Source organism: Streptomyces sp. HUAS CB01 (assembly GCF_030406905.1).
GTDB lineage: Bacteria > Actinomycetota > Actinomycetes > Streptomycetales > Streptomycetaceae > Streptomyces > Streptomyces chengbuensis.
Map to the genome: position 1 here is coordinate 1,183,325 of NZ_CP129137.1, position 23,478 is coordinate 1,206,802.

Sequence of the window (23,478 nt, forward strand, 5' to 3'; positions counted from 1 at the left end):
CCCGTCCCGACGGCCCGCGGACGCCTCCGCGGGCCGCCCGCCGTGACGCGTACGGGGCGCCCACCGGCCGGCGCGCACCCCGCCGACCGGACGGCACCACGGACGCCCCGGATTGGCACACCCTCACGACGCGGGCGCGAAGAGCTCCGCCTGGGCCGCGTCCCGGGCCGCGAGCAGGGCGCCCCGCAGCACCGCCTCGCCACCCAGCTCCGTCGGCCGGATCACCGTGCGCAGCGGCGACAGGGTCGTCAGACGGGACTCCACCCGGCCGGCGAGAGCCGCGCCGCCGGCGTGCCCGATCTCCCCACCGAGGACCACGCAGCCGGGGTCGAGGACGGCGGCGACCGCCGCTGCCCCGACGGCCAGCTGCCCGGCGAGGGCGTCGAGGAAGGCATCGCCCCGCCCGCCGGGGCACTCCCCCGCGGCCGCGGCCCGTACCGCCTCCTCCGCCTCGCCGTCGACCCCGTGGCGCGCGGCGAGTTCCCTGACCGCGGCCGCACCGGCCAGCGCGTGGAATCCGGCGTCGCAGCCCGTCGCGGAGGGCAGTCCGCCCGTGCCGGGCACGGGCAGGAAGCCGATCTCCCCGGCACCGCCCGACGCGCCCCGCCGCAGCGCACCGCCGAGGACGACGGCCGCGCCGACCCCCTGGCCGAGCCAGAGCAGCACGAAGTCGTCCAGGTCGCGCGCGGATCCGAGGCGCTGCTCGGCGACGGCGGCGAGATTGGTCTCGTTCTCCACGAGCACGGTCGCCGGGAGGCGGTGCTGGAGGGCGGCGACGAGTCTGCGGTGCCAGGCGGGCAGCTTGGTGGAGTTCCGCAGCTCCCCCGTGACCGGGTCGATCAGCCCCGGGGCGCCGATGCCGACGCTGTGCAGACGCCGGACGCCCGCCTCGCGCGCGGTGCTCTCCAGCAGGGCCACCGCCTGCTCGACGGCCGGTTCCGTGCCCGTGTCGCTGCCGATGGGCAGCGTGGCCTCGGCGAGTGTGGCGCCCACCAGGTCGGCCACCACGACGGAGAGGCCCTGGGTGCGTACGTCGAGGGCCGCGAGGTGGGCCCGGTCGGCGACGATCCCGTACAGGCGGGCGTTGGGCCCGCGGCGCTGTTCGCCGGCCTCTCCCACGACCCGGACCAACCCGGACTCCTGGAGCCGTTCCACCAGGTCCGCGACGGAGGGCCGGGAGAGTCCGGTGAGCGTCTTCAGCTGGTTCGCCGTCAACGGGCCCTCCTGCTGCAGCAGTCGCAGCGCGAGCCGGTCGTTGATGGCCCGGGCGGTGCTCGGGGATGCGGGCATGCCGGAATCCTTCCAGATGCCTGCCTCGGGGAAGCTATTTATCAGGCAGGGTTCCTGATAGTTTACGCGGAGACCACGATCCCGGGGAGGACGGCGCCGATGCCGACAGAGGCGGCCTACGACGAGCAACGGCTGACCAGGGCGCGGTACGCCGTCGCCGCCGTGTTCTGTGTGCACGGTGCCGTGACGGGCAGTTTCGCCACCCGCATCCCGTGGATCCAGGACCACGCGGGCGTCGGTGCGGGTCAGCTGGGGCTCGCCCTCGCCTTCCCCGCCATCGGCGCCTCCCTGGCGATGCCCCTCGCGGGCGCCGTCAGCCACCGATTCGGGGCCCGCACCGCGCTGCGCGGGCTGCTCGCGCTGTGGACGCTGTCCCTGGCCCTGCCGGCACTCTCCCCGAACGTGTACGCGCTCTGCGCCGCGCTGTTCGTGTACGGCGCCACCGCCGGGATGTCCGACGTCGCGATGAACGCGCTCGGGGTCGAGGTCGAGAACCGGCTCGACCGCTCGATCATGTCCGGTCTGCACGGCATGTGGAGCGTGGGCGCGCTCCTCGGCTCGGCCGCGGGGACGGTCGCCGCGCATCTCGGCAGTGACGCCCGGCTCCACCATCTGCTCGCCTCCGCCGTGCTGACGGCCGTCGGACTGCTGGCCTGCCAGGGCGTGCTCGACCTGCGCGGCGCCGCCGACGAGGAGCCGCCGCCGCGGTTCGCGCTGCCCCCGAAGTCCGCGGTGGTCATCGGCGCGATCGGCTTCTGCGGAGTGTTCGCCGAGGGCGCGAGCCTGGACTGGTCGGCGGTGTACCTCAGGGACGTGCTGGGCACTTCGGCCGGGCTCGCCGCCGCGTCCACGACGGCGTTCGCGCTGACCATGGCGGCGGCACGGCTGGTCGGCGACCGCGTCGTGGACCGGTTCGGCCCGGTCCGCACGGTCCGCGTCGGCGGGGTGCTGGCGACCGCCGGAGGCGTACTGGTGGTCCTGGCGCCCCACCCCGCGGCCGCGATGGCGGGGTTCGGCTGCATCGGGCTCGGTATCGCCGTGGTCGTGCCGCTGGCGTTCGCGGCCGCGGGGCGCAGCGGCACGAACCCGAGCCTGTCGATCGCCGGGGTGGCGACGATCACGTACACCTCCGGGCTGATCGCGCCCTCCGCGATCGGCGGGATCGCCGATCTGACGTCGCTGGTCGTGTCGTTCGGGCTCGTGACCGTGCTCGCGTTCGGGCTGGTGCTGGGCGCGGGCGTGCTGCGGGGCAGCGCCCGGGCGGCGACGCCGGCGGCGCCCGGTGCGTCGGGCACGCAGCCGCCCGCTCCGGCGCCGGCGCCGGATCTCCGGGCGTAGCCGGGGGGTTGTGCCGCGGGGCGGTGGACCGCCCCCGCGCCGACCCGACGGGGCGGAAGCGGAGCAACACGTTCCTCGTACGATGGGCGCTGATCACCGCCCCCCTCGGAAGTGGAGCCCGTATGAACCTCGGCGTGCGCTGGAGCCTGCACGGCGACGGACGAACCCCCGCTCCGGGAGCGGTCGTACGGCCCGAGGAACGCCTTTCCTGGCCGCGCACGGCGGGGCTCGGCGCCCAGCACGTCGTGGCCATGTTCGGCGCGTCGTTCGTGGCGCCGGTGCTGATGGGCCTGGACCCCAACCTGGCCATCATGATGTCCGGTGTCGCGACCATGATCTTCCTGCTCGCCACCCGCGGCCGGATCCCGAGCTATCTGGGCTGCTCGCTGTCGTTCGTCGGCGTGGCCGCGACCATCCGCGCCACCGGCGGGGACAGCGCCACGATCACCGGCGCGATCCTCGTGGTCGGCGCGGTGCTGTTCCTCGCGGGCCTCGCCGTGCAGCGCTTCGGCGCCCGGATCATCCACGCCGCGATGCCGCCGATCGTCACCGGCGCGGTGGTCATGCTCATCGGCTTCAACCTGGCGCCGGTCACGGCCTCCACGTACTGGCCGCAGGACCAGTGGACGGCGCTGCTCACGATGCTGTTCACCGGACTCGCCGTGGTGTGTCTGCGCGGCTTCTGGTCGCGCGTCGCGATCTTCCTGGGGCTGATCTTCGGGTACGGCATCTCCTGGGTCCTCGACCGGATCTTCGGCAAGATCCACTCACCGGTGGGCGGCGCGGAGGCCGTCGACCACTGGCGGCTCGACCTCTCGGGCGTCGGCAAGGCCGACTGGATCGGCCTTCCCGACTTCCACGCCCCGGCGTTCGAGTGGTCGGCGATCCTGGTGGCGCTGCCCGTCGTCATCGCCCTGATCGCGGAGAACGCCGGGCACGTGAAGGCCGTCGGCGAGATGATCGGCGACCCGCTCGACGACAAGCTGGGCACGGCCATCGCCGCCGACGGCGCCGCGTCGGTGCTGTCGAGCGCGGTGGGCGGGCCGCCGAACACCACGTACTCGGAGAACATCGGCGTCATGGCCGCCACCCGCGTGTACTCGACGGCCGCCTACTGGGCAGCGGCGTTCTTCGCGCTCCTCTTCGGACTCTGCCCCAAGTTCGGTGCCGTCGTCGCCGCGATCCCGGGCGGTGTGCTCGGCGGGATCACGGTCATCCTGTACGGGATGATCGGCCTGCTCGGCGCGCAGATCTGGATCAACGCCGGGGTGGATCTGCGCAATCCGCTGAACCTCGTACCGGCCGCGGCGGGCATCATCATCGGTGTCGGCGGCGTCAGCCTGAAGTTCACCGAGAACTTCGAGCTCGGCGGCATCGCCCTCGGCACGCTCGTCGTCATCACCGGCTACCACGTGCTGCGCGCCTTCGCCCCCGCCCATATGAAGCCGCAGGAGCCGCTGCTGGACGCGGGCACGTCCTCGTACGACGAGGGCGACGACGGCGGTCAGCCGGTCGCCAGGTCGTAGGCGTAGTCCGGTGTGAAGGTGCCCGCAGCGCCCTTGCACCCGTCCGACTCCCCGGGCAGCTTCACCCACAGATAGGCGTCGATCCGGGCCTCGCCCGTCCTGGTGGTCGGGGTCCGGCCGAGGGCGCGGCCGCCCGGATCGCACCAGGCGCCCTGCCCCGGCGCGCCGTTGCCGTTGCGGCTGGTGTCGATGACCGCGCCCAGGCCCGGCGGTCCGCCGAGGGCGTCCAGCACCTGGCGGGCGTAGCGCGTCTCGTCGGCGGTGCGGTGGAAGTTGGAGACGTTGGTGAAGATGCCGTCGCCGCTCGTGGCGGCGCCCGCGGCACGCAGCTCTGCGGCCTGTCGCGCGGCCGGGTGCCAGCCGGAGTGACCGGCGTCGAAGTACACCCTCGCCCGGGGGTTGGCGGCCTTCATCGCCCGCGCCGCACGGGCGAGCGAGGCGTGGCGGGCGGCCCGGCGGTCGTCCGCGAGGCAGTCCGCGAGCGCGATCGAGTCGGGTTCGAGGATCACGACGACCGGTCCGTCACCGAGGCCGGCGGCGAACTCGCCCGTCCAGGCGTCGTACGCGGCGAGATCGGGCGCGCCGCCCTGGGACGCGCCGCCGCAGTCCCGGTCCGGGATCGCATAGGGCACCAGCACCGGCACGCGGCCCTCGGCGGCCGCCGCCGAGGTCACCGCCCGCACCTGGCCGGTGATCCGGCCGGGGTTGTGCTCCGGGAACCAGACCGCGGCGGGGTGCGCGGCGATCCGCGACTCGATCAGCGGCCTGCGGGGGTCGTCACGGTGCTCCCGCACCCAGTCCAGGACCTGGGACTCCGCGTGGCGGTACAGCCCGCCCGAGGCGGCGAGCGTCCCGGGGCGCGGTGCCGGGCGGGTCGCCGGGGACGAACGCGCGGGAGCGGCCGACGCCTCGGGCGACGGCGAGGGCACGGGTGACCGCGCGGGCGCGGACGGCGTGGGGTCGGGGCGGGCGGGCAACGGGACCGTCACGGGCGAACTCCTCACCTCGGGCCGTGCCGTGTCGTCCTCGCCGCCGCCGGTGGACACCAGTCCGGCGACGGTGCCCAGGGCCACCACCGCGCAGGCCGCCGTCGCCATGACGCCGCGGCCGACCGCGACGCGCCGCCCGTTCCGTTCCGCGCGGCGCCGATCGCGTACGCGTGACATGTGCTGTGCTCCCTCCCCCGGCCGCGACGGCCGTGGCGTTCCCCCGTTCCGGGGACGCCTGCGGCCGGGCGGCACCTGTCCGAGCCCATGGCTGGGACGCTGCCCCCATGGCGAAGATCGCACAGTACGCGGCCGGCCGCGACGCGCGCCGCGCCTCGGTCGACACGGTGCTGGCCCGGATGCGGGCGTTCCGCTCCGACTGGCCGGAGGGCGACGGCATCGCGGTGTTCAACCGCGTCTACCTCACCGTCACGGAGGAACTCGGCCGGTGCGTCGAACGCGGCAGGTTCCCCGACCGCAGGTCCGCCGTCACCCTGCAGGTTCTCTTCGCCGAGCGCTATCTGTCGGCCGCGGACACGGTCGCGGCCGGCGGCCGGGCGCCGGCCTGCTGGCGTCCGCTGTTCCAGTTCCGCCGTCACCCCGGCGTACGTCCGCTGCAGTTCGCGCTGGCCGGGATCAATGCGCACATCGGACACGATCTCGCGCTGGCCGTCGTGGACACCTGCCGTACGCTCGACTGCCGACCGCCGGACCTCGAAGGGGACTTCGATCGTGTGGGCGACGTCCTCACGATGCTGGAGGAGCGCATCCGCGAGGATCTGATGCCCGGCCCCGATCTGCTGGAGATCGCCGACCCGCTCACCCATCTGGTCGGCTCGTGGAGCCTCGAACGGGCCCGCGACGGCGCCTGGTCGGCGGCGAGGCTGCTCTGGGGGCTGCGGGAACTCCCTTCGCTGGCAGAGGAGTTCACCGAACGGCTGGACGCCGGGACGGGGCTGGTCGGGCGCTGCCTGCTCACCCCGCTCCGCTGACACGAGGAGCCTGGACGGCGCCCGGACGCGGTGGGCGGGCGGGCCGGACCCGACCCCGGTGCGCACAAGGAGCCGCCGCCGGCCGGGGTGACCGGCCGACGGCGGCTGAGGTGACCTCCCGGGTCCGGCCGGATCGCGGTCGGCGGCGGGGGTACGTACCTGGGGGACCCGCGGGGCACGGGTCCCGGGGAGGGCGTCAGTCCTCGGGGAGCTCCACCGGGGCGATCTCGTCGAAGACGTCGCCCGGGCCCGGGTTGGTGGTGTCGGTGGCGCCGCCGAGGTGGTGCATCACGCCCCACACGGCGTTGAGCGCCGTCTGCACCGCGCCCTCGGCCCAGCCGGCCGTCCACGAGATGTCGTCGCCGGCGAGGAAGATGCCGCGCTTGTCGTCGGGCAGCCGGTCCTGCATGAAGTGGGTGAACAGGCGCCGCTGGTAACGGTAGTGACCCGGAAGGTTGGCCTTGAACGCACCCATGAAGTAGGGCTCGTTCTCCCAGGACACGGTCACCGGGTTGCCGATGATGTGCTTGCGGATGTCGACCTTCGGGTAGATCTCGCCGAGCGACTTGAGCATGACCTCCATGCGCTCGTTCGCGGACAGCGGCAGCCACTTGAGGCTGTCGTCGCACCACGTGTACGAGAGGCAGATGACGGCCGGCTTGTCCGGGCCGTCGTCCAGCAGGTAGGTGCCGCGCGTCATCCGGTCGGTGAGCGTCATCGACATGACGTCACGGCCGGTCTGCTCGTCCTTGTCCAGCCAGAACGGCCGGTCCACCGGCACGAACAGCTTGGACGACTCCATGTAGTGCGTGCGCTCCATCGCCGTCCAGTGGTCGATGGGGAACAGCGAGTCGTCGCACGCGATCTTGGAGAGCAGCATCCAGGACTGCGCGGTGAAGATCGCCGCCTGGTAGGTGCGGATGTCGCCGGAGGCGTCCGTCACGGTGATGCGGTTGCCCGCGGTGCGGTGGAGCCGCGTCACGGCGGGCCGGGGCTCCCCGTCCACGTGCAGCGTGGCGAGCGAGGTGCCGTACGCCCAGTGTGTGATCTTCTCCGGCGCCCGCTCCCAGAGCCGCAGCGGCAGCTGCTGGGAACCGCCGACGATGCCGCGGTGGTGGTCGTCGGCCTCGGTGTAGACGACGCGGAGGATCTCCAGGATGGAGTTGGGGAAGTCGGTGTCCCAGCCGCCGGTGCCGAAGCCGACCTGGCCGAAGATCTCGCGGTGCCGGAAGGACTTGAAGGCCTCGGAGTCGCAGAGGAAGCCGTAGAAGGTCTGGTTGTCGAGCTTCTCGACGAGCCTGGCCCAGATCTCGCGGATGCGCGGGACGTCGCGCTCGCGCATGGCGCGGTTCATGTCGGAGAAGTCCGCGCCTTCCTCCAGGCACTCGTTCCACGCCTTCGCGACATCGCGGTACACCTGGGGCAGGTCGGCGATGGTCTCCGCGTAGTGCGACTCGCCCTTGAGATCGACGACGGTCGAGGGGGTGGCCTCGGCGAGCGGGTTGGGGAAGGCCCGGGTCTCCAGCCCCACCAGGTCGATGTAGTGCTGCAGCGCCGTCGAGGACGGCGGGAAGCGCATCGCTCCCATCTCCGCGGTGAGCGACGGGTCACAGCCCTCGAAGCCCACCGTGCGCAGCCGGCCGCCGATCTGGTCCGCCTCGTAGACGACCGGCTTGAGACCCATCTTCATCAGCTCGTACGCGGCGACGATGCCGGAGAGACCGCCGCCGATGACGGCGATCTCGGTGCCGTGCTCGGTCGCGGGTATCTGGCCCAGCCCCGCCGGGTGCGCGAGGAAGTCGTCGTAGGCGTACGGGAAGTCCGGCCCGAACATGGTGATGGGCGGCTGCGCGTCGGTGTGCGGGACGGCGGTGGGCACCGTGGACGTCATGGGGTGTTGCTCCTGGTGTGGCGGGGCGGGGCGGGAGGTCTCAGCGGGCGAGCGGCCCGTACAGGCCGGGACGGCGGTCGCGCAGATACGGGTTGTCGGCGCGGGAGGCGGCCAGCAGGGCCGGGTCGGCGTCGCCGGTCACCAGGTCCTCCCCGTGACCGGCGCGGGCCCGGACGATGCCGTCGGGGCCGGCGAGGCAGCTCAGCCCGGCGAAGTCGAAGTCGCCCTCGGGGCCGGTGCGGTTGGCGTAGGCCACGTACATCTGGCTCTCGAAGGCGCGGACCGGGAGGAGCTTCTCGGCGACGAACTGGAAGGGGTTCATCAGCGCGGTCGGCACCGCCAGCAGGTCCGTGCCCGCCAGGGCGTGGGCGCGCACGTTCTCCGGGAACTCGACGTCGTAGCAGATCAGCAGCCCGATCCGGAGACCGCCGAGCTCGGCCTGGACGACCGTCTCGTCGCCGGGCGTGAACCACTTCTTCTCGAAGCCGCCGAAGAGGTGGGTCTTGCGGTAGTTCGCGAGGCGGGTGCCGTCGGGGCCGATCAGCTGCGTCGCGTTGTACACGGCGCCCGCCTCGTCGCCGGCCCCGCGCTCCGGGTAGCCGTAGACGACGGCGATCCCGTGACGGGCGGCGATCGCGGCGACGGCCCCGGCGGAGGCGCCGTCGGACGTCTCGGCGAGGCGGTGCACGTCGGCGCCGATCGCGTAGCCGGTGAGGTACATCTCCGGGGCGACGAGCAGGCCGGCCCCCGCGGCGGCGGCGTGGGCCGCGTGGGTGTCGAGGATCTCGAGGTTCTTCGCGATGTCGCCGGGGGTCCCGGAGCTCTGGAGCAGGGCGGTGCGCAGCGGCGGCATGGACCTACCTCGGAAGGAGTGGGAAGGGCGTCGGGGAGACGTCAAAAACGGTACGTTCCGGCCAACCGCCGGGACAAGGCGGGACCGTTGCGTTCAGAGTGTCGATCCGTTGCGTGAATTTGCCGGGGACCGGCGATTCGTTGCGTCTCGGCCGTCGGTGCTTCCGTTGGTTCGGACGACGTCGGGGCGTGCCCGTCCGGCGGACCTCGGTCGTGGCCGGGTCGTCCCGCGGTCACCCGGTCGTCGTCCGGTCGCCGCTCGCTCGTTCCGCGGTCACCCGGCCGCGCGGCTCGTCCGGTGGCCGACCGGTGCGGCGCTGCGCCGGCCGGACGCCGGCCGGGGGACGCCGCTCCCGGGTCGCCCTGCCGGGCGTCAGGCAGGGGCCCCCGAGGAGAACCGCCTGAGCAGGGGAGACAGGACCAGGACCGACTTGGTCCGCTCCACGAAGGGCTCGCCGGCGATGCGCTCCAGCACGCGCTCGAAGTGGCGCATGTCGGAGGCGAAGACCTGGACGATCGCGTCCGCCTCGCCGGTGACGGTGGAGGCGGACGCGACTTCCGGGTACCGCTCGAGTCCGCGCTGGATGGACTCGGGCGAGGTGTTGCTGCGGCAGTAGATCTCGATGTACCCCTCGGTCTCCCAGCCCATGGCGGCCGGGTCGACGCGGACGGTGAAGCCGGTGATGGCTCCTTCCGCCCGGAGCCTGTCCACGCGCCGCTTGACGGCGGGCGCGGACAGGCCGACGAGCGAACCGATGTCGGCGTAGGAACGGCGGGCGTCCTCGGCGAGGGCGTGGACGATGCGTTCGTCGAGATCGTTCAGTCGCACGGGGGGTGGATCACTTCTCTGCAGTTGCCAACCGGGAGCGGCGAAGGCCGTACAGGAAGTAGAACACGAGCCCGGCGGCCATCCAGCCACCGAACCACACCCAGGTGATGCCGGGCAGGCTGAGCATCATGTAGGCGCAGAAGCCGAAGCCCAGGATCGGGGTGACCGGGAAGAGCACGACCTTGAAGGTGCGGTTCATGTCCGGGCGCTTCCAGCGCAGGATGATCACGGCCACGTTGACCAGCGCGAAGGCGAAGAGCGTGCCGATGCTGGTGGCGTTGGCCAGTTCGCCGAGCGGGATGAAGGCCGCCAGCACGCCGCAGAACAGCGAGACGATCACGGTGTTGGCCCGCGGGGCGCCGGTCTTCTCGTCGACCTTGGCGAAGACCTTGGGCACCAGGCCGTCGCGGGACATCGCGAACAGGATCCGGGTCTGGCCGTACAGCACGGCGAAGACGACGCTGGCGATCGCGACGACCGCGCCGGCGGCGAGCACCACGCCCCAGAAGCCCTGGCCCGTGACGTCCTTCATGATCTGCGCGAGCGCCGCCTCGGTGCCCTCGAAGTCCTGCCACGGCATGGCGCCGACGGCGACCAGGGCGACGAGGCAGTAGAGCACGGTGACGATCAGCAGCGACAGCATGATCGCGCGCGGGAGGTCCTTCTTGGGGTTCTTCGCTTCCTCACCGGCGGTGGAGGCGGCGTCGAAGCCGATGTACGAGAAGAACAGCGTGGCGGCGGCGGCGCTGATCCCGGTGACGCCGAGCGGGGCGAGCGGGGCGTAGTTGCCGGCCTTGATGCCCATGAAGCCGATGCCGATGAAGAGCACCAGCGTCACGATCTTGATGATGACCATGATCGTGTTGACGCGGGCGCTCTCCTTGGCGCCGCCCATCAGGAAGACCATGGCCAGCAGCACGACGACGAGTGCGGGGAGGTTGATGAACCCTCCCTCGCCGATCGGCGCGGACACCGCGCTCGGGATCGTCACCCCGATCGTGCCGTCGAGGAGCTCGTTCAGGTACTCGCCCCAGCCGACGGCGACGGCCGCGACCGAGACGCCGTACTCCAGCACCAGGCACCAGCCGCAGACCCAGGCGATCAGCTCGCCCATCGTGGCGTACGAGTACGAGTACGACGAGCCGGAGACCGGCACGGCGCCGGCGAGCTCGGCGTAGGAAAGGGCCGAGAACAGGGCGGTCAGGCCGGCGACGACGAAGGAGATCGCGACGGCCGGGCCGGCGAGCGGGGTGGCCTCGCCGAGGACGACGAAGATGCCGGTGCCGAGCGTGGCACCGATGCTGATCATGGTCAGCTGCCACATGGTGAGCGAGCGGCGGAGCGTGCCGCCCTCACCCTGGCCGCCCTCGGAGACGAGCTGCTCGACGGGCTTGCGCCGCATCAGACGGCTGCCGAGGCCCTGGGCGGGGCCACCGGGATCCCTCTCGGGAGTGACGGTGGGCGCTGCGCCGTGGTCCAACACTGGGGAGGCTCCTTATCGCTGCCTATCGGTGAGGCGGCGACCGCGGCGGCCCGGCGCGGGCATGACTGAGAGCAGCCCGGAGCGCGGGGAATCGCCGAGCAGACGGTCCCCGCCACTCCACGTACAGGCAGGACCCTACGAGGTTGACGTTCCCGACCGTAATGCATGAGCTTTGCGCACCCGCGCAAGATCATTGCGTACTGGGGGCGACGGCGGGGGAACGTTGCACAGCGGCGCAAGAGTCTTCAGATTTCCCGCAGCCGGTCGGCTATCTCCCTCAGCAGGGACGGGTCGTACGTGCCCCGTCGGGCGGGCGGCTCCGAGACCCGCACCAGACCCGCCTCGACGAGGTCCACGAGCAGGACCCGGACGACCGTGAGAGGCATGTCGGCGTCCGCCGCGACCTCGGCGACCGGTCGCGGCGCGCGGCGGACCAGATCCAGCAGCGCACTGCGGGCATGGTCGAGCCGAGGCTCCGGCTTGTCCCACTCCACGGCTCTGACCTGCGACATCAGATCGATGTGGTGCTCCGCGGCGGGACGGGTCCGGCCGCGGGTGACGGTGTACGGCCGGACCATCGACCCGGTCTCGTCCTCGTACCAGTGATCGTTCACGGGACTACGCGTCGGGGGCCTCGGCGGCCGAGCGCGCGGGGACGGCCATGTGCCGGCCGACGCGCTTCACGAGGAGCGCCATCTCGTGGGCGAGCTGGCCGACGTCGGTCTCGGTGTCGCTGAGCACCGCGAGGCGGCTGCCGTCGCCGGCCGGAGTGATGAAGAGGTAGGCGTCGTCGAGCATGACCATCGTCTGGCGGACCTTCCCGGCCGCGAATCGGGAACCGGTCTCCTTGGCGAGGCTGTGGAAGCCCGCGCACACGGCGGACAGATGCTCGACGTCCCGCTGCGGCATGCCCCGGGAGGCGCAGGTCACCAGGCCGTCCGCGGTGAGCAGCACGGCCTGCCGGACGTGGTCGGTCCTGTCCAGCAGATCGTCGAGCAGCCAGCCGAGGTCGCCGGCGGCGGTCCGTCCGGTCTCTCTGTCGTACGGCTCAGCCATCGTCGCGTGTCCCTTCGTCGTGCCCGGTCCCCCGCCCGGCCGGTGCGCTCCCGGGCGGCTCGCTCCCGTGCGGCCCGGTGCCGCGGTGCTCTTTGCCTCGACGCTCGTCGCGGCCGGGCTCGCTGCCCCGGGACTCGCTTCCGTGCGGCTCTTTTCCGTGCGGCTCGCTTCCGTGCGGCTCGCTCCTCCGTCCGCGGTCGAGCCCCCGCTGGAAGGCCCCGAAGATGGCCCGCATCTCCTCCGCGCTCACCTCCCGCTCCGGCCTGCCGGGCCCGTCCTGCTCCCCTCCGGGGGATCCCTCGCGGAGCGGCGCGGCGAGGGAGGCCTGCCGGATCCGGGTGGGCAGGGTCCGCGGTGCCGGGTCCGGCGCCGGCGCCGGTTCGCCACCGGCCGGGAGCCCTTCACCGATGGGCGCTGCGCCTCCGCCGCCCTCGGCCGGGCGTCCGTCCCGGGCCGGGGGTGCGGGGACGGCCGCGGTCCGGGCCTGCGCCCGGCCGTCTTCCTGTCCGCTGCCGGAGCGCGATGCCGGGTCGGCGGAGGTCCACTCCGCTCCGGGAACGGTGCCGGAGCCGGCACGCGCCGGTCCACGGTCGGTACCGAGGCCGGAGCCGGTCCGCCGCTCCGCGGGCAGGGGGTGCGGGCGCCGGCGGGTGGGAAGCGGGAGGGGCCGGTCGCCGGGCGTACGGACTTCCGCCTGCGGGTCGTCGGGCCCAGGCCGGACCCCGGCCTCGGACTCGCGAACGTCGGCGACGGGCCGGTCGCCGGCGAGGTGAACGTCGGCCTCGGCCCGTACACCGGCAGCCCCATCCCCGGTGGCGCTCCGGTCGCCGACCTGCTCGCCGCCGACAGCAGGCCGGACACCGGCCTCGCGATCGTCGGCCTCGGCCCGGACGCCCGCGCCGTCCGCGCCGGGACGGACTCCCGGCTGCTGGTCGTCGCCACCCGGCCGGGGGCCCGTGGTGCCTTCCCGCTCGGGGGGTGCGGCGCTGCCGTGCTCGGCCGGGAGCTCCGCGGGCGCCACGGTGCGGAGGGGGAGGGCGTGGACCACGGCGCCCGCGCCCGGCGGCGTCCGCCCGGCCCCGGGGGCCACCGCCCCGCCCGACGGAACCGCGGCAGGCTCCCGGACCGGTGCCGAGGACGCGGACGGGTCCGGCTCCGGCGCAGCCGGGGTGATGATCGTGTGCGGCAGCAGAACCACCGCCGTGGTGCCCCCGTACGGGGAGCGGGTGAGGGTGACCGTGATGCCGTGCCGGGCGGCGAGACGGCCGACGATGTACAGGCCGAGGCGCTCGTCCTGGACCGGGTCGAAGTCGCCGGGCCGTGCCAGGGTGCGGTGGGCCTGGGCGAGTTCCTCGCCGTCCATGCCGAGGCCTCGGTCGTCGATCTCCAGGACGAAGCCGTTGCGGGCCTCGCCCGTACGCATGGTCACCTGGGTGTGCGGCGGGGAGAAGGCCGTGGCGTTCTCGACCAGCTCGGCGACGAGGTGCACCACGTCCGCCACGGCGTCCGCGCCGACGCCGACCGCGGGCATCGGGGGGACCACGACGCGTGTGTAGTCCTCGATCTCACCGACCGCGGCCGCCACCACGTCCACGAGCGGCACCGGTCTGCGCCACCGCCGTCCGGGCGCCGCGCCCGAGAGGATGATCAGGCCCTCGGCGTGACGCCGCATCCGGGTCGTCAGATGGTCGATGCGGAAGAGGTCCTCGAGCGTGTCGGGGTCCGTCGTCCGGCGCTCCAGTGTGTCGACGAGCTTCGCCTGCCGGTGCACCAGCGCCTGGTTGCGGCGCGCGATGTTGAGCAGCACGGCGAAGATGCCGCGCCGCAGCGTCGCCTGCTTCACCGCGGCCTCGACGGCCGCCCGGCGCGCCGCGTTGAGGGCCGTGCCCACCTGCGCGATCTCGTCGGGCTCCCCGTCCCCGTCGGCGAAGTCGAGCGGCGGCGCCGCGGCGGCGGGGTCGACGTCCTCGCCCGCGCCGAGCCGTTCCATGACCTCGGGCAGCCGGCGGGTGGCGAGGACGTCCGCCGCGTCCCGCAGTTCCTCCAGCCGCCGGGCGATCCGTCGGCCGGCGCTCACCGAGAGCCAGACCGACAGCGCGACCGCGGCCAGTCCGGCGAGGCCGACGACGGCAGCCTTCACCATCTCGCGGTAGGCGAAGGCACGTCCGCGCTCGGCCGCGTTCAGCGCCGACTCGGTGCACAGCAGCATGTACCGCTTCACCGCCCGGTCCGTGGTGGTCCGCCACGAGGCGTCCGCCATGGCCTGTCCCGCGTTCCCTGCACCGGCCCGCAGCAGCGCGTCCTCGCCCGACGTCAGAGCCCGGTACTCGGCGCCCCGCTGGAAGTCGGTGAAGAGCTTCCGGGAGTCGGCGGGCAGATCGGGGACGTAGGTGCGGTGGAAGACACGGCGGTCCTCGATGGCCGCGGTGAGCGCGTCGTACTGGCCGTCCGTGAGGACGCCGGCGGCCCGGGCGCCGGCGACGAGCGCATCCTCGCGGGAGACGAACTCGCGCACCCGCACGAGCTCCACCACGACCTGCGCCTCGCGGGCGAGCTGACCGGCCTGCAGCGCGGTGAGCTGGGACTGGACGTCGAAGGTGGGCTCGACGATCGCCGTGTAGGCGTCGACGGCCTCGCTCCAGGAGAGCCGGCGGTCGACCACCTCGTCCCGCAGGGCGTCGAGCCGCGCGGCGGCCCGGGCCATCGCGTCCAGGGACTCCCGCTGCCGGGCGGACAGGTCCTCGCGCCGCTCCCGGTCGCCGACGGCGTCGAGCATGGCCCCCACGGCGTGATCGGTCGCACGCTGCTGGGCCAGCAGCGCGGCGGCGTCCGCCGCCCCGGCGTTCCGCTGCCCGGCGCCGAGATAGGCGGCGGCGAGACGGCGTTCGATCTGGATCTGCCCGACGGCCGTGTCGACCGGGGTGCCGAACGTCTCGTACACGCTCTGGAGCCGGATCAGCGCCCGCAGGTCCCCCGTCACGGACACCATGGCGAAGCTCCACAACGCCAGCAGGGCCACGGCGGGCACAACGGTGAGGGCCACGATCCGGCCGCGGATCGTGGGAGGGCGCAATCGCCGGCGCATGGGCTCCCCTGAACGTTCGGGACATACGGCCAGCGGGTGTTACCGCCGGGTAGGGGCAGAAGCTACGCGATCGGTTACCGGCCGCGCAATGCTCCCGCCGGTAACGCCGAGGGCCGTAACCGGCCACGGGCAGTGACACCCCGATGGCCGACGGGCAGCGCCCGCGGGCCCCGGAAGGGGCAGAGACGGGCGAGAGGCACCGATCGCCGCGCGCGGGGTAGGAGTCAAGTCCGCACGCCATCCCGCACCCGACCGGACGGAGGCCCATGTGACGCCGGACCCGAACTGGCTCGACCCCGGAGCGTTCCTGCGCGGTGTGGCCTGGCTCGACGGCGGGCGTCCGGTGCGGGCCGACCCCGGCGACGCGGCCCGGCTGCCGTGGGACACCCGGGAGCGCGCCGCCCTCCCCATCGGCGTACGACTGGAGTTCACGGCTCCCGACGGCGCCCGGGCGGTCGAACTCCGCTACCGGGCCCGGGTGCCCGGTACCGCCGACGCGCTGCGCGACCTCGCGCACTGCTTCGCCCTGTGGGAGGGCGACCGCTGTGCGGCCGAGTCCTTCACCGAGCCGGCCGAGGAGGCGACGGTCACGATCCCCCTGCCACCCGGGCCGGGGCCGTTCACCGTCCATCCGCCGGAATCCCAGGCGCCGGTGATCCTCGGCGTGCGCGGGCTGGGCGGCAGGGTGGTCCCCGCTCCACGACGGTCCCGCTGGGTGGTCCACGGTGACTCGATCACCGAGGGCTGGTGGTCGACCCGGCCCGCGCACGCCTGGCCCTCGGCCGCCGGCCGGGCCCTCGGACTGGACTGCGTCAACCTCGGCTACGCCGGATCTGCCCGCGGCGAACTCGCGACCGCGCAGCAGCTCGCTGCGCTGCCCGCCGACCTGCTGACCCTCGCCTTCGGCACCAACTGCTGGTCGGGCGTTCCCAGTTCGGCTCCGCTGCTGTACGAGACGACCCGCGCCTTCGTCTCCCTCGTCCGGAGGGGGCACCCGGCCACCCCGCTGCTGCTCGTCTCCCCCGTCCTGCGCCCGGACGCCGAGACCACCCGCAACGCGCTGGGCGCGACGCTCGCGGACCTCCGCGCGGCGATGGAGGAGGCCGTCCGGGACCTCGTCGCGGCGGGCGACGACCGGCTGGCCCTGCTACCGGGCGCCGGGGTGCTGACCGCGGACGACCTGGCGGACGGTCTGCACCCAAACGACGAGGGCCACGCCCGGATGGCCGCGGCGGTGACGGGAGCGCTACGGGATGCGGGCTTCGCCGGCGCACCGGCCCCCGCGGGCGCGAGTTCAGGCCCGGTCGCGAGTTCGGGCACGGGCTCAAGGTCGGGCCCGGGCTCGGGGAGCGTCTGAGACACCGCGCGCGGCCGGGCCCGGACGCGGCACGGGAGGACACAGGTGGGGTGCAGGGGGCGGGCGCGGGCGCGGCTTCAGGGTGCGTCCGAGAACACCGCGCGCACGCTGTGCGAGAGCAGCCCCGGGACGCTGGCCGGGGCGACGCGGCACGGAGGACGGGCACGCCCGGCCGGGGACTGCCGGGAACCCGCGCCGTGACGCGGCACAGGAGGCGGGCACCGGCACGAGGAAGTCCGCGCACGCGCCACGCGAGCCGAGCTCGCACACGGTGCCGGGCGGCCCCGACCCGGTACGGAGCACGCCCGACCGGCTCCCGACTCCGCCGGCCGTGCCGGTTCCACCGCCCCGGACCGCCCGCCCTCACAAGGAAAGCGGCCGTGGCCCAGGAGGACTCCCGGGACCACGGCCGTTCGCAAGTGACCGGCGACGCGGAGGACCGGCCCGGCCGGCGGTGCGACCGTCGCCACCGCCCGCCCGAAGGTCGTCAGTTCCAGCTGGCGTGCAGCGGCTTGCCCTCCGCGTACCCGGCGGCGCTCTGGATGCCGACGATCGCCTTCTCCGCGAACTCCTCCAGCGAGCCCGCGCCCGCGTAGGTGCAGGAGGAGCGGACGCCCGCGATGATCGAGTCGATCAGGTCCTCGACGCCCGGGCGGGCCGGGTCGAGGAACATGCGCGAGGTGGAGATGCCCTCCTCGAACAACGCCTTGCGGGCCCGGTCGTACGCCGACTCCTCGCTCGTCCGGTTGCGGACGGCACGCGCGGAGGCCATGCCGAAGGACTCCTTGTAGAGCCGGCCGTCGGCCGTCTGCTGGAGGTCGCCGGGCGACTCGTACGTCCCCGCGAACCACGAACCGACCATCACGTTGGACGCGCCCGCGGCGAGCGCCATGGCGACGTCGCGCGGGTGGCGGACACCACCGTCGGCCCACACGTGCTTGCCGTACTTCTTCGCCTCGGCGGCGCACTCCAGGACGGCGGAGAACTGCGGCCTGCCCACGCCGGTCATCATGCGGGTGGTGCACATGGCGCCGGGGCCGACACCCACCTTGATGATGTCCGCGCCGGCCTCGACGAGGTCCCGGACGCCCTCGGCGGCCACGATGTTGCCCGCGACGATCGGCACCTGCGGGTCGAGTGCGCGGACCGCCTTGATCGCCGCGATCATCGACTCCTGGTGGCCGTGCGCGGTGTCGACGACGAGCGTGTCCGCGCCGGCGTCGAGGAGCTGCTTGGCCTTGCCCGCCACATCGCCGTTGATGCCGACGGCGGCGGCGACGCGCAGCTTGCCGTTCGCGTCGGTGGCCGGCGTGTACAGCGTGGCGCGCAGGGCGCCCTTGCGGGTCAGGATGCCGGCGAGCCGGCCGTCCCCGTCCACGGCCGGGGCGAGCTTGCGGTTGGCGCCGTCGAGCCTGGTGAACGCCTCACGCGGGTCGATGTCCGCGTCGACGAGCAGGAGGTCCTTCGACATCACCTCGGCGAGCTGGGTGAAGCGGTCCACACCGGACAGGTCGTGCTCGGTGACGACGCCGACGGGCCGCTGTTCCTCGTCGACGACGACGCCCGCACCGTGGGCGCGCTTGTGCAGGAGCGACAGCGCGTCGGCGACGGTCTGGTGCGGGGTGAGCACGATCGGCGTGTCGAGGACGTGGTGACGCGTCTTCACCCAGGTGACGACCTCGGTCACGACGTCAATCGGGATGTCCTGCGGGATCACGACGAGTCCGCCGCGGCGGGCGACGGTCTCGGCCATCCGGCGGCCGGCGATCGCGGTCATGTTGGCGACGACCAGCGGAATGGTGGTGCCCGTGCCGTCGGGGGAGGCGAGGTCGACGCCCTGACGGGAGCCCACGGCCGATCGGCTCGGCACCATGAACACGTCGTCGTACGTCAGGTCGTACGGCGGCTTGATGTCATTCAGGAAACGCACGTGCTGAACATCCCAGTCGATTCGGAGGGGTCCCGAACGCTCGTCCGGGAGAAAACGCACGTACTTCATTGTCCCATGAGCCGGGGGCTGAACCGTGCGGGCCGATCATCCAGGACCGCGGGACGCCCTCTCGTCAGATCCTCCAAGGGCGAGCAGCACGGCGAGCTGCCCCGGCATGGTGTCGACGGCGTGGGTGAGGACCTCCTGGGCGATCGCCCACTCCCCCGGCCGGGCGGCGGCGTAGTCCTGCCAGCGGCAGACGAGGACGAGGGTGCCCTCCTCGCCGGGGAGGTCGGTGAGGCAGTCGGCGAGGGCGTCCCAGTTCCGGCCGAACCAGGCGGGGAGCCCCAGGTCACCGGCGCAGCGCTCCATGAAGGTCTTCTTGTCGGTGACGCCGTGGAGGTCGAGCACGGTGATGTTGCGCCCCGGGGTGGCACCGAACAGTGCGGCGAGAGGATCGTTTCTCATCGGAGTACCACCCTGAACGTCTCGTAGTGGTCGTCGGTGTAGTAGACCTCCCCCTCCCGGCCCGTGACGATGCGCCGTGCGCCGCGGTCGCGCTCCCCCGGTGTGGGCACGGTGTACTCCCGGTAGTAGCCCCGCTCCCGCTCGGGCAGGATCCCCTCGAAATTGCCGAAGGTGCTGCCGTCCTTCCGGTACGGGAAGGGGCCGCCGCCGTCGATGAGGCGCAGGGTCTCGCGGGCCTCCGGCGGCAGGTCCGCGGCCCGGACGGTGGTCGGGCCGGCGGGTGCGGATGCGGCGGGGCTGCGCTCGCCGGTGCCGTTCCCGGAGCCGTCGCCCGGACAGCCGGTCAGCAGGAGGGCGGTGAGGGCCGACAGCAGCGCGAGGAGAAGCCGCGGGGGCCGGTTCAGCATGCCGCCGATGCTGTCACGCGGGGGCGGCCCGGGCGGTGAGATCGGCTCCGTGCGGGTAGGCAATGCCCCGTGCAGCACAGTGACGAGACTCAGCGCGCGGCCCGCCGGGAGGCCGCCCGGCTCGATGCGAAGAGCGTCCACGGCGTGGCCCTGACCTGGGTGGACAATGCCGGGCTCACTCGCGTCAAGGCGGTTCCGACGGGCCGCCTCGCCCACGTCGCCACCCGTGGGGTCGGCATGTCCCCGGTGTTCGACGTCTATCTGGTGGACGACTCGATCACCACCAGCCCCCACATCGGCGGGCCGGACGGCGATCTCCGGCTCGTGCCGGACCTGGAGCGGCTCACGGTGCTCGCGGCCCAGCCGGGCTGGGCCTGGGCTCCCGTCGACCGCTACGACCAGCAGGGCCGCCCCTACGCGGCCTGCCAGCGGCTCTTCGCCCGCCGTATGGCACAGCGGGCCGCCGACCGGGGCATCGGGCTGCGAATGGGCTTCGAGACCGAGTGGATCGTGCAGCGGGAGGGTGCGTACCCGTGGTCGGGGCCCGCGTACGGAATGGCCCGGGTGGTCGAGCTCTCCGACTACGTGGACGAGGTGCTGCGCACGCTCGGCGCCCAGGGCGTGGAGGTGCTGCAGATCCATCCCGAGTACGCGGCCGGGCAGTTCGAGGTCTCCGTGGCCCCGGCCGATCCGGTCGGGGCGGCGGATCTGGCCGTGCTGGTGCGCGAGACGGTCCGCGCGGTGTCCCTGAGGCACGGTCTCACGCCCCTGTTCGGCCCCGCCGTGGAGGCGGGTGGCGTCGGCAACGGCGGCCATCTCCATCTGAGCCCGTGGCGGGAGGACCGCAATCTGTGCCGGGGCGGGGACGGCCCGTTCGGGATGACGGGGGACAGCGAGTCGTTCCTCGCGGGCGTGCTCGACGCCCTCCCGGCCCTGCTCGCGATCGGGGCGCCGACACCGGCGAGCTATCTGCGTCTCGAACCGTCCCACTGGGCCGGGGTGTTCCAGTGCTGGGGGCTGGAGAACCGCGAGGCGGCCCTGCGGTTCATCACCGGCGCGCCCGACGATCCGGACGGGGCGAACGCGGAGGTGAAGTGCTTCGACGCGGCGGCCAATCCGTATCTGGTCGCGGGCGCCGTGATCGCGGCGGGACTGGCGGGTCTGGAGGCCGGCGCGAAGCTCCCGGAGCCCGTGCAGGGCGACCCGGCGGTGACGGGCGGCGGCGCGGCGGAATCCGGCGGCGGCCAGGCGGTGAGGGGGCGCGGCACGCCGAACGGCGAGACGGCGCAGACCGGCGAGACGACGGCGGGCGGGTGGGGCCGGCGGGAGGCCGGCAGCGGACCTGCCGGGCAGGGCCCGGGCAGTGAACCTGCGGGACGGCGGGCCGGCACCGGAGGGGGCCGTGAGAACGCCGCCTCGGGGCCCGCACGGCTGCCCCGTTCGCTGCCGGAGGCACTGGAGCACTTCGAACGTTCCGACCTGCTGCGTGAGGCGCTCGGCGACGCGCTCTTCGAGGCGATCGCGGCGGTGCGCCGTGCGGAGATCGAGCTGTTCGCCGGCCGGGCCCCGCAGCAGATCGCCGACGCGACACGCGGGCGGTACTGAATGCCCCTCACGCTGCCCGCCCTCGTCGACCACCACTGCCACGGGGTGCTGCGGCGCACCCCGGACGCGGACGGGTTCGCCTCCTTCCTGACGGAGTCGGACGCGCCGCCCGCGCCCGGTACGAGCTTCTTCGACAGCCAGCTGGGGTTCGCGGTGCTCCGCTGGTGTCCCCCGCTGCTCGGGCTGGAGGCGCACTGCCCGCCCGGACGCTATCTGGAGCGCCGGCGCGAACTGGGCTCCGAGGAGGTGGCCCGGCGGCTGCTGCGGGCGAGCGGCACCGGCACGTACCTGGTGGACACCGGGCTGCCGGGCGATCTCACCGGCCCCGCCGAGCTGGCGGAGCTGGGCGGTGCGGACGCGGGCGTGATCGTGCGCCTGGAGTCGCTCGCCGAGCGCGTGGCGGACGCGAGCCACGACGCGGCCGGCTTCGTCGAGGTGTTCGACCACGCGGTCGTGGCCTCCGCCCGTACGGCCGTCGCCTTCAAGTCGGTCGCCGCGTACCGGTACGGGCTCGGGCTGGAGCCCGATCCACCGGAAGCCGCCGCGGTCCACGCAGCCGCGGCCCGCTGGCTGGCGGAACGCCGCCCGGGCGGGCGCCTCACGGATCCGGTGCTGCTCCGGCACCTGCTCTGGGCGGCCGTCCGCACCGGGCTGCCGCTCCAGCTCCACACGGGCTTCGGCGACCCCGATCTGCGGCTCGACCACTGCGATCCGCTGCTGCTGACGGACTTCATCAGGGCCGTCGCGCCGCACGGCTGCCCCCTGGTGCTGCTGCACGGCTATCCGTACCACCGGAACGCCGGCTACCTCGCCCATGCGTTCACACATGTGTACGCGGATGTGGGTCTGGCCCTGTCCCACACCGGTGCCCGGGCAGCAGCCGTACTCGCCGAGGCCCTGGAGCTCACCCCGTTCGGCAAGCTGCTGTACTCGAGCGACGCGTACGGGCTCCCGGAGCTCCACCTCGTCGGCGCCCGGGTCTTCGAGGACGCCCTCACCCTGCTCACCGAGGACTGGACGTCGTCGGGCGCGTGGTCCGAGCGCGACGCGGCACGGGTCGCCGGACTCGTGGCGGCGGACAACGCGGCACGGCTCTACGGGCTGGTCCCGGCGGAGCCGTGACCCGCAACGGCCGGCCCGGCCCACCGAGGCGAGTGCGGCTCGGCCGAGGACCGGACCGCACGCCTTCCGCCGGGACGTGCGTCCGCCCCGCGTAGGTGGTCCGTCGTGCCGGTACGGCGCGGGCGGCCGGGGCGGCCCGGCCGCAGTGGCACGACGGACCGCGACCGGACCATGCGCCCGTCAGTCGTCCGGGTCGGCGCGCTCCAGCGCCGGGCGCGGCGCGGGGCGGGACTCCGTCAGGAGGTAGTCCGCCGCAGAGGTGTCGGTGACCAGGCTGGTCACCAGCCCGGACCGGAGGACCGCCCCGATCGCCGCCGCCTTGCGCTGACCCCCGGCGATGGCGACCACCTCGGGAATGCGCCGCAGCCGGTCGGCCTCGACGGTGATGCAGCGTTCGCCCAGGTCACGGCCGACGCGTCTGCCGTCGGCGTCGAACAGGTGGGCGGACATCTCAGCCGCGACGCCGAGCGAGGCGTAGTGCGCCCGCTCCTCGTCGCTCAGCATGTCGTGCACCGTCGAGATACCGGGCTCCCACGAGCCGATCGAGACACAGGCGACCGTGACCTTGTCGAAGTACTCGAAGGCCCGGGCGATGCCCGTCTGGTTCCTCAGTGCGGCCGCCGTCGCCGGGTCCGGCAGCAGCATCGGCGCGTAGATCGGATGCGCCTCGCCGCCGGAGACCTGAGCGGCGCGCCGCACCGCCTCCACCGACCCGCGCTCCGCTGTCCCGGCGTCGTACACCCCCGTGAGCTGGACCACCGTGCAGGGCGGCAGCCGGTCGAGCGCGGCCGCCATGTGGATCGTGGAGCGGCCCCAGGCCAGTCCCAGCACATCGCCCTCGGTGACGAGCTCACCGAGCAGGTCGGCCGCGACCTCGCCGAGGTTCTCCGGGTCGGGCGACTCGTCCTCGCCCTCGGACGGGGACTCCACGACCACGGCGTGCCGCAGTCCGTAGCGGGCGCGGAGCGCGTCGGAGCGCTCCGCGTCCAGCTCGGCGGGCACGCGGATCTCGATCCGTACGAGGTCGCGTTCGAGCGCGGTCTCCAGGACCCGGGCCACCTTGAAGCGGCTGACGCCGAACTCCTCCGCGATCTGGATCTTGGATTTGCCCTCGAGATAGAAGCGGCGGGCCATCGCCGCCGCCTGCACCAGCTCCGCGGGTCCCATCCGCAGGGCCGACCGTCCCGCCGACATAGCAGACACCGCGTTCTCCTCACTGCTGTTCACACTCCGGAACCGCCATCCTGACAGATCCGGGTGA

General features: G+C 73.7%; 19 protein-coding genes. 6 read left to right on the top strand and 13 right to left on the bottom strand.

Going from position 1 to position 23,478, the window contains the following annotated elements; genetic code table 11:
* Window positions 1-123: 123 nt before the first annotated feature.
* Entirely contained in the window at window positions 124-1,290 is a 1,167-nt protein-coding gene (locus tag QRN89_RS05300; RefSeq protein ID WP_290348188.1) for an ROK family transcriptional regulator, read from the bottom strand.
* A 99-nt stretch (window positions 1,291-1,389) separates the two neighbouring features.
* Here QRN89_RS05300 and QRN89_RS05305 point away from each other — a divergent pair, with 99 nt between their 5' ends.
* Entirely contained in the window at window positions 1,390-2,628 is a 1,239-nt protein-coding gene (locus QRN89_RS05305; RefSeq protein ID WP_290348189.1) for an MFS transporter, read from the top strand.
* A gap of 122 nt (window positions 2,629-2,750) precedes the next feature.
* A complete protein-coding gene (locus QRN89_RS05310) occupies window positions 2,751-4,154 on the top strand; it encodes a uracil-xanthine permease family protein (protein ID WP_290348190.1) in 1,404 nt (467 codons plus the stop codon).
* On the opposite strand, the gene QRN89_RS05315 is transcribed toward QRN89_RS05310, so the two are convergent.
* Window positions 4,133-5,320: a glycoside hydrolase family 6 protein gene (locus QRN89_RS05315; RefSeq protein WP_290348191.1), complete on the bottom strand. Its 1,188-nt coding sequence runs from the start codon at window positions 5,318-5,320 to the stop codon at window positions 4,133-4,135. The two genes, QRN89_RS05310 and QRN89_RS05315, sit on opposite strands and share 22 nt — an antisense overlap.
* A 107-nt stretch (window positions 5,321-5,427) precedes the next feature.
* Between QRN89_RS05315 and QRN89_RS05320 the strand changes: the two genes are divergently transcribed.
* On the top strand, window positions 5,428-6,132 hold the full coding sequence (locus tag QRN89_RS05320; protein ID WP_290348192.1) for a DUF5995 family protein: 705 nt from the start codon (window positions 5,428-5,430) through the stop codon (window positions 6,130-6,132).
* Window positions 6,133-6,328: 196 nt separating this feature from the next.
* Here QRN89_RS05320 and QRN89_RS05325 read toward each other — a convergent pair whose 3' ends face one another.
* The 7 genes from QRN89_RS05325 to QRN89_RS05355 all read right to left on the bottom strand — a co-directional run bounded on the left by QRN89_RS05325 (window position 6,329) and on the right by QRN89_RS05355 (window position 15,286).
* Window positions 6,329-8,023, bottom strand: a complete 1,695-nt coding sequence (locus QRN89_RS05325) for a flavin monoamine oxidase family protein (RefSeq protein ID WP_290348193.1) — start codon at window positions 8,021-8,023, stop codon at window positions 6,329-6,331.
* Window positions 8,024-8,063: 40 nt separating this feature from the next.
* Window positions 8,064-8,876 carry a carbon-nitrogen hydrolase family protein gene (locus QRN89_RS05330; protein WP_290348194.1) on the bottom strand — a complete coding sequence of 271 codons (813 nt, stop codon included), beginning with the start codon at window positions 8,874-8,876 and terminating at the stop codon, window positions 8,064-8,066.
* Between the two features lie 372 nt (window positions 8,877-9,248).
* On the bottom strand, window positions 9,249-9,704 hold the full coding sequence (locus QRN89_RS05335) for an Lrp/AsnC family transcriptional regulator (RefSeq protein ID WP_290348195.1): 456 nt from the start codon (window positions 9,702-9,704) through the stop codon (window positions 9,249-9,251).
* A gap of 10 nt (window positions 9,705-9,714) precedes the next feature.
* Window positions 9,715-11,187 (bottom strand): amino acid permease, encoded by a 1,473-nt coding sequence (locus tag QRN89_RS05340; RefSeq protein ID WP_290348196.1) that lies wholly within the window; start codon window positions 11,185-11,187, stop codon window positions 9,715-9,717.
* A gap of 245 nt (window positions 11,188-11,432) precedes the next feature.
* Window positions 11,433-11,801 (bottom strand): DUF742 domain-containing protein, encoded by a 369-nt coding sequence (locus QRN89_RS05345; RefSeq protein ID WP_290348197.1) that lies wholly within the window; start codon window positions 11,799-11,801, stop codon window positions 11,433-11,435.
* A 4-nt stretch (window positions 11,802-11,805) separates the two neighbouring features.
* A complete protein-coding gene (locus tag QRN89_RS05350) occupies window positions 11,806-12,243 on the bottom strand; it encodes a roadblock/LC7 domain-containing protein (RefSeq protein ID WP_290348198.1) in 438 nt (145 codons plus the stop codon).
* Complete coding sequence (locus tag QRN89_RS05355; protein WP_290348199.1) at window positions 12,236-15,286, bottom strand: sensor histidine kinase; 3,051 nt, start codon at window positions 15,284-15,286, stop codon at window positions 12,236-12,238. The genes QRN89_RS05350 and QRN89_RS05355 overlap by 8 nt, the downstream gene beginning before the upstream one ends.
* Window positions 15,287-15,596: 310 nt before the next feature.
* On the opposite strand from QRN89_RS05355, the gene QRN89_RS05360 reads away from it, so the two are divergent.
* Complete coding sequence (locus tag QRN89_RS05360; protein WP_290348200.1) at window positions 15,597-16,685, top strand: GDSL-type esterase/lipase family protein; 1,089 nt, start codon at window positions 15,597-15,599, stop codon at window positions 16,683-16,685.
* Window positions 16,686-17,172: 487 nt separating this feature from the next.
* Here the strand turns inward: QRN89_RS05360 and QRN89_RS05365 are convergent, their stop codons facing one another.
* The 3 genes from QRN89_RS05365 to QRN89_RS05375 are packed head-to-tail and all read right to left on the bottom strand — an operon-like array spanning window position 17,173 to window position 19,490.
* Window positions 17,173-18,684: a GuaB1 family IMP dehydrogenase-related protein gene (locus tag QRN89_RS05365; protein ID WP_290348201.1), complete on the bottom strand. Its 1,512-nt coding sequence runs from the start codon at window positions 18,682-18,684 to the stop codon at window positions 17,173-17,175.
* A gap of 36 nt (window positions 18,685-18,720) precedes the next feature.
* Complete coding sequence (locus QRN89_RS05370; RefSeq protein ID WP_290348202.1) at window positions 18,721-19,083, bottom strand: barstar family protein; 363 nt, start codon at window positions 19,081-19,083, stop codon at window positions 18,721-18,723.
* On the bottom strand, window positions 19,080-19,490 hold the full coding sequence (locus QRN89_RS05375; protein WP_290348203.1) for a guanyl-specific ribonuclease: 411 nt from the start codon (window positions 19,488-19,490) through the stop codon (window positions 19,080-19,082). The genes QRN89_RS05370 and QRN89_RS05375 overlap by 4 nt, the downstream gene beginning before the upstream one ends.
* A gap of 69 nt (window positions 19,491-19,559) precedes the next feature.
* On the opposite strand from QRN89_RS05375, the gene QRN89_RS05380 reads away from it, so the two are divergent.
* Window positions 19,560-21,095, top strand: a complete 1,536-nt coding sequence (locus QRN89_RS05380) for a type I glutamate--ammonia ligase (RefSeq protein ID WP_290348204.1) — start codon at window positions 19,560-19,562, stop codon at window positions 21,093-21,095.
* Window positions 21,096-22,217: an amidohydrolase family protein gene (locus tag QRN89_RS05385; protein ID WP_290348205.1), complete on the top strand. Its 1,122-nt coding sequence runs from the start codon at window positions 21,096-21,098 to the stop codon at window positions 22,215-22,217.
* Window positions 22,218-22,397: 180 nt separating this feature from the next.
* Here QRN89_RS05385 and QRN89_RS05390 read toward each other — a convergent pair whose 3' ends face one another.
* Window positions 22,398-23,444 carry a sugar-binding transcriptional regulator gene (locus QRN89_RS05390; protein ID WP_290348206.1) on the bottom strand — a complete coding sequence of 349 codons (1,047 nt, stop codon included), beginning with the start codon at window positions 23,442-23,444 and terminating at the stop codon, window positions 22,398-22,400.
* Between the last annotated feature and the right edge of the window lie 34 nt (window positions 23,445-23,478).